Annotated in this window: 10 protein-coding genes and 1 riboswitch; of the genes, 5 read left to right on the plus strand and 5 right to left on the minus strand. The window is 69.0% G+C overall.

Annotated features, from left to right (window positions below; genetic code table 11):
• Nucleotides 1-83: 83 nt before the first annotated feature.
• Nucleotides 84-1,157: an SIS domain-containing protein gene (locus IF54_RS0119925; protein ID WP_030320496.1), complete on the minus strand. Its 1,074-nt coding sequence runs from the start codon at nucleotides 1,155-1,157 to the stop codon at nucleotides 84-86.
• Between the two features lie 222 nt (nucleotides 1,158-1,379).
• On the opposite strand from IF54_RS0119925, the gene nagB reads away from it, so the two are divergent.
• Entirely contained in the window at nucleotides 1,380-2,165 is a 786-nt protein-coding gene (nagB, locus tag IF54_RS0119930; RefSeq protein WP_030320499.1) for a glucosamine-6-phosphate deaminase, read from the plus strand.
• A 134-nt stretch (nucleotides 2,166-2,299) separates the two neighbouring features.
• On the opposite strand, the gene IF54_RS0119935 is transcribed toward nagB, so the two are convergent.
• The 4 genes from IF54_RS0119935 to IF54_RS0119950 form a co-directional block, all read right to left on the minus strand.
• Nucleotides 2,300-3,802 (minus strand): glycoside hydrolase family 3 protein, encoded by a 1,503-nt coding sequence (locus IF54_RS0119935; protein WP_030320501.1) that lies wholly within the window; start codon nucleotides 3,800-3,802, stop codon nucleotides 2,300-2,302.
• A 9-nt stretch (nucleotides 3,803-3,811) separates the two neighbouring features.
• The gene (locus IF54_RS0119940) at nucleotides 3,812-4,654 is read right to left on the minus strand and encodes a carbohydrate ABC transporter permease (RefSeq protein ID WP_030320502.1); all 843 of its coding nucleotides are present in this window, start codon (nucleotides 4,652-4,654) and stop codon (nucleotides 3,812-3,814) included.
• On the minus strand, nucleotides 4,651-5,631 hold the full coding sequence (locus IF54_RS0119945; RefSeq protein WP_030320504.1) for a carbohydrate ABC transporter permease: 981 nt from the start codon (nucleotides 5,629-5,631) through the stop codon (nucleotides 4,651-4,653). Before IF54_RS0119945 ends, IF54_RS0119940 begins: the two co-directional genes overlap by 4 nt.
• Nucleotides 5,632-5,755: 124 nt before the next feature.
• The gene (locus IF54_RS0119950; RefSeq protein WP_030320505.1) at nucleotides 5,756-7,039 is read right to left on the minus strand and encodes an extracellular solute-binding protein; all 1,284 of its coding nucleotides are present in this window, start codon (nucleotides 7,037-7,039) and stop codon (nucleotides 5,756-5,758) included.
• Between the two features lie 306 nt (nucleotides 7,040-7,345).
• On the opposite strand from IF54_RS0119950, the gene IF54_RS0119955 reads away from it, so the two are divergent.
• From IF54_RS0119955 to IF54_RS0119970, 4 genes are all read left to right on the plus strand, one after another.
• Nucleotides 7,346-8,110, plus strand: coding sequence for a GntR family transcriptional regulator (locus IF54_RS0119955; protein WP_030320506.1), 765 nt, complete (start codon nucleotides 7,346-7,348; stop codon nucleotides 8,108-8,110).
• A gap of 156 nt (nucleotides 8,111-8,266) precedes the next feature.
• Complete coding sequence (locus tag IF54_RS0119960) at nucleotides 8,267-8,518, plus strand: DUF3311 domain-containing protein (protein ID WP_030320507.1); 252 nt, start codon at nucleotides 8,267-8,269, stop codon at nucleotides 8,516-8,518.
• A complete protein-coding gene (gene mctP / locus IF54_RS0119965) occupies nucleotides 8,515-10,125 on the plus strand; it encodes a monocarboxylate uptake permease MctP (protein ID WP_030320508.1) in 1,611 nt (536 codons plus the stop codon). Before IF54_RS0119960 ends, mctP begins: the two co-directional genes overlap by 4 nt.
• A 103-nt stretch (nucleotides 10,126-10,228) precedes the next feature.
• Nucleotides 10,229-10,729 (plus strand): GNAT family N-acetyltransferase, encoded by a 501-nt coding sequence (locus IF54_RS0119970; protein ID WP_030320509.1) that lies wholly within the window; start codon nucleotides 10,229-10,231, stop codon nucleotides 10,727-10,729.
• Nucleotides 10,730-10,774: 45 nt separating this feature from the next.
• Nucleotides 10,775-10,911, plus strand: a riboswitch (cobalamin riboswitch).
• Nucleotides 10,912-10,985 lie beyond the last annotated feature (74 nt).

The following is a 10,985-nucleotide window of genomic DNA, read 5'->3' on the forward strand; positions in this document are numbered from 1 at the left end:
CAGCAGCAGACCTACTCGTCGCCAGAAGCGGACCCACTCGTCCGCCAGAAGCAGACCCTCTCGTCCGCCACAAGCAGACCCGCTCAGTGCGTCTCCGTCACCTTCGCCAGGGCGCGCGGTGCGTCCGGGTCCTGGCCGCGGGCGATGGTGACCTCGTAGGCCAGGAGTTGGAGGGGGATGATCTCCAGGACGGGCTGGACCTCCTCGGCGACGTTCTCGGTGGGCAGGACGAAGCCGGCCGAGGCGCGCTCGACCTGACCGCGGGGACCGATCACGACCAGGTCCGCGCCCCGGCCGCGCAACCGGTCGAGGACGGGCTGGAGCGCCTCGCCGCCCTTGCCGTCGGTGACGACCGCGATGACCGGGGAGACGTTGTCGACCATGGCGAGCGGGCCGTGCAGCAGATCGGCGCCCGAGTAGGCGAGGGCGGGGATGTAGCTGGTCTCCATCAGCTTGAGGGCGGCCTCCTTGGCGGTGGGGTAGCCGTAGCCTCGCGAGGTGATCACCATGCGTTCGGCGAAGCGGTAGCGGGCGGCGAGGGCACGGACCTCCTCCTGGCGGGCGAGCAGTCCGGCGGCCAGTTCGGGCAGGACGTGGGCGGGGCCTCCGTCCCCGCCGCGCAGGCCTTCGACGAAGAGATAGAGCGCGAGGAGGGAGGCCGTGTAGGTCTTGGTCGCGGGGAGGGCCTTCTCCGGTCCGGCCATGATGTCGATGTGGTACTCGGAGACCCCGGCCAGCGGGGAGTCGGGGTTGTTGGTGACCGCCAGGGTGATGGCGCCGGCCTCGCGGGCGGCCCGGGTGGAGGCCACCAGGTCCGGGGAGCCGCCGGACTGGCTGACGGTGACGACGAGGACGTCGGTGAGGTCGGGACGGGCGCCGTAGGCGGTGGTCGTCGACATGGAGGTGAGGCCGCAGGGCAGGCCGAGGCGTATTTCGAGGAGGTACTTGGCGTACAGGGCCGCGTTGTCGGAGGTGCCGCGGGCGGTGAGCAGGACGAAGCGGGGGGCGCGGACGGCGATCTCCCGGGCGACCTTGCGGATGGCCGGGGCGCCCTCGTCCAGGATGCGGCGCAGGACCCCGGGCTGTTCGGCCATCTCGCGGGCCATGATCCGGCCGGGGAGTCCGCTGTGCGGGTCGGGTGTGGTGACGGTGCTCATGGCTCCTATTGCACTACCCGTTCCGCTCCCCCGCGAGGAAGGGGATCCGACCTCGGAGTGACGCGGGGGCGGCGGGGCGATGACGCCCGGGGACTCTGGGCCGGGACGCCCGATTCTGTTAGATTGGTCTAAACCACATGGGCTGTGCCGGGTCCGGTCGAGCCCTCCCGGTGCAGAGCGTTTCTCCAGATCAGATCGTTTCCTCAGATCGGCAGGCCCAGCGTGGAAGTTGTCATCGTTCCGGACGCCAAGGCAGGCGGCGAGCTCATCGCCGAGGCCATGGCCCAGCTCCTGCGGCGCAAGCCCCACGCCCTGCTCGGGGTGGCGACCGGCTCGACCCCGCTGCCGATCTACGAAGCGCTGGCCTCGAAGGTGCGGTCCGGTGCCGTGGACGCCTCGCGGGCGCGGATCGCCCAGCTCGACGAGTACGTGGGGCTGCCGGCCGAGCACCCGGAGTCGTACCGCTCGGTGCTGCGCCGGGAGGTCCTGGAGCCGCTCGGGATACCGATGGACGCCTTCATGGGGCCGGACGGGACCGCGGAGGACATCCCCGGGGCCTGCGCGGCGTACGACGCGGCGCTGGCCGAGGCGGGGGGCGTGGACCTCCAGGTGCTGGGGATCGGGACGGACGGGCACATCGGGTTCAACGAGCCGTGTTCCTCGCTGGCCTCGCGGACCCGGATCAAGACGCTCACCGAGCAGACGCGGGTGGACAACGCGCGGTTCTTCGAGGGGGACATCTCGCAGGTGCCGCACCATGTGATCACCCAGGGGATCGGGACGATCCTGGAGGCTCGGCATCTGGTGCTGCTGGCGACGGGTGAGGGCAAGGCGGATGCGGTGGCGGCGACGGTGGAGGGGGCGGTTGCGGCGGTGTGTCCTGCGTCGGCGCTTCAGTTGCATCCGCATGCGACGGTTGTGGTGGACGAGGGGGCGGCGTCCAAGTTGAAGTTTGCTGACTACTTCCGGCACACGTTTGTCAACAAGCCGGACTGGCAGGGGATTTAGGGGACTCGTCTGCGGGGTTCTGTTTGTCGCCGGTGCCGGTTCGTGGTGGCTGGTCGCGCAGTTCCCCGCGCCCCCAAAAAAGACTTAGGTGCCGGTCCCTTTCGAAGGAACCGGCACCTGTCGCGTCGTAAGGCTCAGGAGGCCCCCGCGATGACCTCCGCCGCCGCCCGTCCGCACACCCTTGCCGCGCCGTGGGTCGCGATGTGCAGGGCTCCTCGGGCCGGGGCCTGGGGGAGGCCCATTTCGATGACGACGGTGTCGGGGCGGGTGCGCAGGACCGTGTCCAGGGCTGCTGCCATCCACGGGTGGCGGTGTTCGTCGCGGACCACGGCCACGATGCGGCGGGGGCCGGCCGCGGCCAGGGTCGCGAGGCCCGCGTCCTCGCCGGCGAAGCTGCCCGTCTCCGTGCCGGGGAGGAGGCGGGTGAGTTCGGCGGCCACGCCCCAGGGGGTCTCGTCACCGACGGCGATGTTGGCCACCGGTGTGAAGGCGGCGACATAGGGGGCCGCGGACAGGGGGGTGAAGCCGGCACCGGTGAGGCGCAACGCCCGCCGGGCCGCGCGCAGTCCCACCTCCTCGTCGGCCGTCAGCTGGGGGTCGGCCGCGGCGGCCGCCGTCCAGTGGGCCAGGGTGCGGACCCGTTCCGCCGCCTGGGCCAGGCGCTCCTCGGGGAGTTCGCCCGAGCGGACCGCGGAGACCAGGGCGTCCCGCAGCCGCCGTACCGTCTCGTCGTCGGCGAGGCCGCCGCCCACGCAGATCGCGTCGGCCCCTGCGGCGATGGCGAGCACGCTGCCGCGCTCGATGCCGTAGGTGCCGGCGATGGCCCGCATCTCCATGCCGTCGGTGACGATGAGGCCGGTGTAGCCGAGTTCGCCGCGCAGCAGGTCGGTCAGGACCGGGTGGGAGAGCGTGGCCGGGCGGTCCGGGTCCAGGGCCGGGACCAGGATGTGGGCCGTCATCACGGCACGGGTACCGGCGGCGATGGCGGCGCGGAAGGGCCGCAGTTCGCGCTCCAGCAGCACCGACCGGTCCGCGTCGATGCGCGGCAGGGCGTGGTGGGAGTCGATCGCGGTGTCGCCGTGGCCCGGGAAGTGCTTGGTGCAGGCGGCGACGCCCGCCGACTGGAGCCCGGTGACGTATGCCGCCGTGTGCCGGGCGACCAGGTCGGAGGAGGCACCGAAGGAGCGCACGCCGATCACCGGGTTGGCGGGGTTGGAGTTCACGTCGGCCGACGGGGCCCAGTTGAGGTTGACCCCGCAGGCCGCGAGACGGCGGCCCAGCTCGGCGGCGACCGCGTGGGTCAGCTGCACGTCGTCCACCGCGCCCAGGGCGTTGTTGCCCGGGAAGGACGAGCCGGAGCGCACCTCCAGGCGGGTGACGTCACCGCCCTCCTCGTCGATGGCGACCAGGACGTCGTCGCGCTCGGCACGCAACTGGGCCGTCAGGGCGGCGAGTTGTTCCGGGGAGGTGATGTTGCGGCCGAACAGGCCGACCGAGGCGAGCCCCTCGCCCAGGCGGCGCAGCAGCCAGTCGGGGGCGGTGGTGCCGGTGAAGCCGGGCTGGAGGACGGTCAGCGCGTCGCGGGTGAGCGCATCTTTCGCATTGGACCCGGTCGTGCCGCTGGCGAATGTCGTCATCGGGGGGCGTTATCCCTTCACGGCGCCCGCGGTGAGACCCGCGGCCATCTTGCGCTGGACGAGGAGGAAGAGGACCACGATCGGCACGGCCATCATGGTGGCGCCGGCCATCATCGGGGCGTATTCGGTGCCGTGTTTGGTGGTGAAGTTGCCGAGCCAGACGGTCGCGGTCTGGTTCTTCTGGCTGAGCAGCATGAGGGCGTAGAGGTACTCGTTCCAGGCCTGGATGAAGGCGTAGACCGAGGTGGCGACCATGCCGGGGGCCAGGAGGGGGAAGACCACGCGCAGGAAGGCGCCGGTGGGTGAGCAGCCGTCGACCATCGCCGCCTCCTCCAGCTCCCTCGGGATGTTGACGATGAAGCCGCGCAGCGTCCACACCGTGAAGGGGAGGATGAAGGTCAGATAGGTGATGATCAGGCCGGACAGCTTGTCGTACTGGTCGAGATCGTTCAGGAGCAGGAAGACCGGGATGATCATCGCGACCAGGGGGACCATCTGGACCGCGAGGATGCCCACGATCACGACCTTGCGGCCGCGGAAGGCGAAGCGGGAGATGGCGAGGGCGGCCAGGGTGCCGACCACGATGCCGATCGCCACGACCGCGAGGGACACGATCAGGCTGCGGCCGACCGGGCCCCAGAAGTCGGCGATGTCCAGCGCGCGGCTGAAGTTGCTCAGCGTCACGCCCGTCGGCAGCAGGCTCGGGTCCGGGTCGATGGCGTCCTTCGCCGGCTTGAACGCGGTGTTGAGCATCCAGTAGACGGGGAAGCCGGCGGTGACGAAGACGAGGAGACCGAGGAGGTTCCAGCCCAGCTTCGACCTGCGGCGGACCCCGGGAGCGAGCGTGCTCATTCGACCTCTCCGATCTTCAGCATCTGACGCATGTACACGGCGACGACCCCGAGCAGCAGAAGCACGGTGATGAGGGCGATCGCGGAGCCCTGGGCGTAGTCGTTGACCACGAAGGCACGGTCGTACGAGTAGGTCGGCAGGATCTGGAACTCCGGCTCCGGGTGGCCGTTGCGCATCACGAACACCTGCGGGAAGACGCCCATGTCCCAGATGACCGACAGGGTCGTCAGCATCACGATGATGGGCTTGAGGATCGGCAGGGTGACGTACCGGAACACGCCCCAGGCGCCGGCGCCGTCGAGACGGGCGGCCTCCTCCATCTCCTTGGGGACCTGGGTGAGTCCGGCGCTCAGGGTGATCACGACGAAGGGCACCGCGCCCCAGACCACCAGCAGCATGATCACGGCCAGGCCCTGGGGGCCGCTGGCGAACCAGTTGTGGCCGATCATCTCGACCCCGGGCAGCTTGCTGAGCAGCGCGTTGAGGATGCCGTAGTCCGCGTCGAACAGCCACTTGAAGACCGTGGTGGCGACGACGATCGGCATGCCCCAGCTGGCCACCAGCGCGATGTTGATCAGGGTCTTCACCCAGCCGGACACCCGCTGGAGCAGCAGGGCGATCAGCATGCCGGTGACCATGGTGAAGATGACGCAGCCGGCCGCGAAGACGACGGTCCTGACGACGACCGTCCAGAACTCGCCGTCGCCCAGCACTGCGGTGAAGTTGTCGAAGCCGACCCACTGGGCGGGCAGGAAGCCCCACAGCTGTGACTGGCCGAACTTCTGGAAGGACAGGGTGACCAGGCGGACCAGCGGATAGCCCATGACCAGGCCGAGGATGAGCAGGCAGGGCGCGAGCAGCAGCCATGGAGTGGCGCCGGGCCCGCGCCTTCTGCGGGGCGCCGACGGGGTGGGCGGCGGTGGTACCGACAGCGGCGGCGGCACCTCGGTGGGGGTGGTGGTGTCTGCGGCACTCATGGCGCGCTCCTCAGCGGTCCCTCTGGTCGTACGAGAGCGAAGCCGCACGGTCGTACGGGGGCCGGGCCCGCGCAGCCGTACGGGAGGCAGGGCCCCGTCGGTCCCGACGGGGCCCTGCCTGCGGTCACTTGGTGTTGATGACCTTGTCGATCGCCGCGTCGGCAGCCTTGGCCGCCGCTTCGACGGACTGCTTGCCGGTGCCGATGTTCTGGAGCATGTTCTGAAGGACCTGCGCCTTCTCGACCTGGCCCCAGCCGGGCGCCATGGGCACGAACCAGTTGGACTCGGCGGCGGTGGCCGGGACCGCCGTCGCCGGGTCCTTCTTCAGGGTGGCGAGGTCGGTCTTGTTGTTGGGCAGGTTGCCCTTGGCCATCAGGCCCTTCTGGCCGGAGGGACCGGTGAAGGCGTTGATCCACTCGGCGGCGACGGCCTGCGCCTTGGACTTCACCGGGACCGCGAGGTCCGAACCGCCCAGGAAGACGGGCATGTTCTTGCCGGACGGGCCGGGCATCACGAAGTTCTCGAGGTTGTCCTTGAGCTTGCCGGTCTTGTCGTTCTTCGGGTCGGCGGAGGTCGCGCCCTCCCAGGCCGCGCCGAAGATCATGCCGGACTTGCCCTGGCCGTAGACGATGTAGCGGTCGGACTCGTCCTTGGTCTTGTCGCCGTGCATGTACTTGTCGACGACGTTCTTGAACTCGGTAAGGCCCTTGAGGGACTCCGGCGAGGAGAGGTTGGCCTTCCAGGTGCCGCCCGAGTCCACCGCGATGGAGCCGCCGGCGTCGTAGACGAAGGACATGGCCGCGTACCAGTCACGGGTGGGCTGGTACCAGGCGGAGAACTTGTCGCCCTCCTTCTTCTGGACCTTGTCGAGGGCGGCGGTCAGCTCCGCGTAGGTCTTCGGGGCGGACTTGACGCCGACCGAGGCGAAGAGGTCCTTGCGCCAGTTGCCGACACGGCCGCCCGCGTAGTACGGGACGCCGTAGGTCTTGCCGTCGTAGGTCACCGAGGCCTTGAGGCCGTCGAGCCAGGCAGCGGAGTTGGTGAACTTCGAGGCGTCCAGGGGCGCGAAGGCACCCTTGACCATGTAGCCGAGCATCTCGGTGTTGCCCATCTCGACCACGTCGGGGGCCTTGTCGGTGGCGAGGACCGCGTCGAGCTTGGTGTTCTTGTCCGGCCAGCCGTAGTACTCGTGGTTGATCTTGATGCCGGGGTGCTTCTTCTGGACCGCGGCGTCCGCGGCCTTGACCAGCTCGGGCCAGTTGTTCTGGGCGTCGACGGTGAGCCAGACGGTCAGCTCCTTGGCGTCCGCGCCGCTGTTGTCCGAACTTCCGCTGTCGCTGCCCCCACACGCCGCGACCGAGACCATCATGCCCGCGATGCCTATCGCGGCTGCCAGCTTGCGCTTCACGCCACCCTCCTCAGGGATGCCCACACCTCCCGCCCACCAGCCGGGACCTGGACCAATGGTGTAGACCAGTAGGGGGAGCTTGGACCAGACCACAGGGCCTGTCAAGAGCCTGAGAAACGCCCCTGACCAGCCGTTATGCGAGCTACATATGCAGGGACCATTAGTAAAGAAGGCAGCGAAAACAGCGGCGGCGGAGTAGTCTCGTCCGCTATACCACTCGCCTCTGTGGACTAGACCAAAAGAGTCGGCGACGGTATACAGAAGGGATCACGATGTGACCCGCATCCGGAGCCGGGAAGGCAGACCATGAGCAGCGACGTCAGCAGTGCGGAGACCGAGGGCGGGGCAGGAGTCCGTACCGCGCGCGTGCCGAAGTACTACCGCCTGAAGAAGCACCTGCTCGACATGACGGAGACCCAGTCGCCCGGCACCCCGGTACCGCCCGAGCGCACGCTCGCCGCCGAGTTCGACACCTCCCGCACGACCGTGCGCCAGGCGCTCCAGGAACTGGTGGTCGAGGGGCGCCTGGAACGCATCCAGGGCAAGGGCACGTTCGTCGCCAAGCCGAAGGTCTCCCAGGCGCTGCAACTCACCTCCTACACCGAGGACATGCGCGCCCAGGGCCTCGAACCCACTTCGCAGCTCCTCGACATCGGCTACATCACCGCCGACGACCGGCTCGCCGAGCTCCTCGACATCACGGCCGGCGGCCGGGTGCTGCGCATCGAGCGGCTGCGCATGGCGAACGCCGAGCCGATGGCCATCGAGACGACCCACCTGAGCGCCAAGCGCTTCCCGGCCCTGCGCAGGTCCCTCGTCAAGTACACGTCCCTCTACACGGCGTTGGCCGAGGTCTACGACGTCCACCTCGCCGAGGCCGAGGAGACCATCGAGACCTCGCTGGCCACCCCGCGCGAGGCCGGCCTGCTCGGCACCGACGTGGGCCTGCCGATGCTGATGCTGTCCCGGCACTCGTTCGACAAGGCCGGAGAGCCGGTGGAGTGGGTGCGGTCGGTGTACCGCGGGGACCGGTACAAGTTCGTGGCCCGCCTGAAGCGGCCGGTCGACTAGGACACCGCGGGGGCCGTACGGACGGTCCCCGCCGATGCTTCACAGAATCGACATACCGATACGCCGATGAGGTCTTCCCCTCGCGTGACGCGTGACCTAGATTGCCTGCGCGTTACCGGTGATCAACGCTGATCAGTGAGGGGTAGGAGCCACGACATGTCGGACGCACCTGAAGTGAGACCACCGGTGGTGACACCGGTGCGCGTGGTCATCGCGCTCTGCCTGCTCGCGCCCTTCGTGGCGATGCTCTGGGTCGGCTCGTACGCCAAGGTCGACCCGGAGTTCATCGGGATCCCGTTCTTCTACTGGTACCAGATGCTGTGGGTGCTGATCTCCACCGCGCTGACGATGATCGCCTACCAGCTCTGGAAGCGTGACCAGCGCGGCCGCCACGGAGGTGCCAAGTGAACGACGGCGTGAACGGCGTGGCACTCACCGTCTTCATCCTCTTCTTCCTGGCCGTCACGGTCATGGGCTTCCTTGCCGCGCGCTGGCGCAAGGCCGAGAACGAGCACTCGCTGGACGAATGGGGCCTGGGCGGCCGGTCGTTCGGCACCTGGATCACCTGGTTCCTGCTGGGCGGCGACCTCTACACGGCGTACACCTTCGTCGCGGTGCCCGCGGCGATCTACGCGGCGGGCGCGGCCGGCTTCTTCGCGGTGCCGTACACGATCCTGGTGTACCCGCTGATCTTCACCTTCCTGCCCCGGCTGTGGTCGGTCTCCCACAAGCACGGATACGTCACCACCTCGGACTTCGTGCGCGGCCGCTTCGGCTCCAAGGGGCTCTCGCTGGCCGTGGCGGTCACCGGCATCCTCGCGACCATGCCGTACATCGCGCTTCAACTGGTCGGCATCCAGGCCGTGCTGGACGTGATGGGCGTCGGCGGCGGCGAGAACACCAACTGGTTCGTGAAGGACCTCCCGCTGCTGATCGCCTTCGGCGTGCTCGCGGCCTACACGTACTCCTCGGGCCTCAGGGCCCCGGCGCTGATCGCGTTCGTGAAGGACACGCTGATCTACATCGTCATCGCGGTGGCGATCATCTACATCCCGATCAAGCTGGGCGGCTTCGACGACGTCTTCGGCGCGGCGAGCGAGAAGTACACGGCGGCCAAGGCGGGCGGACTCGTGCCCCTGGAGGCCGGCCAGTGGACGTACGCCACGCTGGCGTTGGGCTCCGCGCTCGCGCTCTTCATGTACCCGCACTCGATCACCGCGACGCTGTCCTCCCGCAGTCGTGAGGTGATCCGCCGCAACACCACGATCCTGCCGCTGTACTCGCTGATGCTCGGCCTGCTGGCCCTGCTCGGCTTCATGGCGATCGCGGCGGGGGTCAAGGTCACCAACCCGCAGCTGGCGATCCCGCAGCTGTTCGAGGACATGTTCCCGGACTGGTTCGCGGGCGTGGCCTTCGCGGCGATCGGCATCGGTGCGCTCGTCCCGGCGGCCATCATGTCGATCGCGGCCGCGAATCTCTTCACCCGCAACATCTACAAGGACTTCATCAGGCCGGACGCGACCGCGGCCCAGGAGACGAAGGTATCCAAGCTGGTGTCCCTGCTGGTGAAGGTGGGCGCCCTGGTCTTCGTCCTGACCATGGACAAGACGGTCGCCATCAACTTCCAGCTCCTGGGCGGCATCTGGATCCTCCAGACCTTCCCGGCCCTGGTCGGCGGCCTGTTCACCCGCTGGTTCCACCGCTGGGCGCTGCTCGCCGGCTGGGCGGTCGGCATGGTCTACGGCACGTTCGCCGCGTACGGGGTCGCCTCGCCGACCCAGAAGCACTTCGGCGGCTCGGCGAAGGAGATCCCGGGCATCGGCGAGATCGGCTACATCGGCCTGACGGCGTTCGTCCTGAACGTGGCGGTCACGGTGATCCTGACGTTCATCCTGAAGGCGGCGAAGGCCCCCGACGGCGTGGACGAGACGAGCCCGGAGGACTACACGGCGGACGCGGGCGACCCGGGGGTGGAGGTGGAACTTCCGCCCGCGACAGCAGGTACCTCGCACTAACTCCTCAGGGGCGCGGGGAACTGCGCGAGCAACCCCGTACAACCCGCAGCGGGCCACCGGGAGCAGGACCCTCGGCGGCCCGCTTTCGTGCACACTCACCCGCATGACCATAGTGATCCGTCCCGCAGAACCCACCGACTACGAACCCCTCGGCGAGATCACCGCCCACGCCTACCTGAACGACGGCCTCCTGGCCTTCGGCGACGAGGACGACTGGTACTTCCAGGAACTCAGGAACGTGGCCAAGCGAGCGGAAACCGCAGAGGTCCTGGTGGCCACGGCGGACGACCGCGTACTCGGCGGAGTCACCTACGTCCCCTCCGGCGGCCCCCTGGCCGAACTCGCCCGCCCCGGAGAGGCCGAGATCCGCATGCTCGCCGTATCCCACGAGGCCCGCGGCCGGGGTGCCGGGCAAGCCCTCGTGCAGGCCTGTATCGACCGCGCGGCGGCCACGGGCCACGACCTCGTCCTGTGCACCCAGCCCACCATGCACACCGCCCACCGCCTCTACGAGCGCCTCGGCTTCACCCGCGCCCCGGAGCGCGACTGGAAGCCGATCCCCGGCGACGACTTCACGCTCCTCACCTACAAGTTGACGCTCTGAAGTCACCGCGACACAACATATGGGCCTGCTTCCACCACCGGGCACAAGATGTATGCTCATGCTCGCTGTCGTCGCAGGGGAATCCGGTGTGAATCCGGAACTGTCCCGCAACGGTGTACTCATGCGCGCATAAGCGCACATGAGCGTCAGTCCGAGGACCTGCCGACAGTACGCCCGGCCACCGTGGCCCGGGTGTCATGACGTCCGGGCCTCGTGGAGTGGGCCGGTGGACGCGACGCCGTGTGCGCTCGTGTGC

Origin of the sequence: Streptomyces sp. NRRL B-3229, from assembly GCF_000719505.1 — a bacterium.
In the GTDB taxonomy this organism is placed as follows: domain Bacteria; phylum Actinomycetota; class Actinomycetes; order Streptomycetales; family Streptomycetaceae; genus Streptomyces; species Streptomyces griseorubiginosus.

Excerpts from the sequence above, each read along its gene's own strand:
- IF54_RS0119935 (WP_030320501.1), bottom strand. The coding sequence starts at position 3,802 with ATGACGACATTCGCCAGCGGCACGACCGGGTCCAATGCGAAAGATGCG.
- IF54_RS0119945 (WP_030320504.1), bottom strand. The coding sequence starts at position 5,631 with ATGAGTGCCGCAGACACCACCACCCCCACCGAGGTGCCGCCGCCGCTG.
- IF54_RS0119940 (WP_030320502.1), bottom strand. The coding sequence starts at position 4,654 with ATGAGCACGCTCGCTCCCGGGGTCCGCCGCAGGTCGAAGCTGGGCTGG.
- IF54_RS0119925 (WP_030320496.1), bottom strand. The coding sequence starts at position 1,157 with ATGAGCACCGTCACCACACCCGACCCGCACAGCGGACTCCCCGGCCGG.
- IF54_RS0119960 (WP_030320507.1), top strand. The coding sequence starts at position 8,267 with ATGTCGGACGCACCTGAAGTGAGACCACCGGTGGTGACACCGGTGCGC.
- IF54_RS0119970 (WP_030320509.1), top strand. The coding sequence starts at position 10,229 with ATGACCATAGTGATCCGTCCCGCAGAACCCACCGACTACGAACCCCTC.
- IF54_RS0119955 (WP_030320506.1), top strand. The coding sequence starts at position 7,346 with ATGAGCAGCGACGTCAGCAGTGCGGAGACCGAGGGCGGGGCAGGAGTC.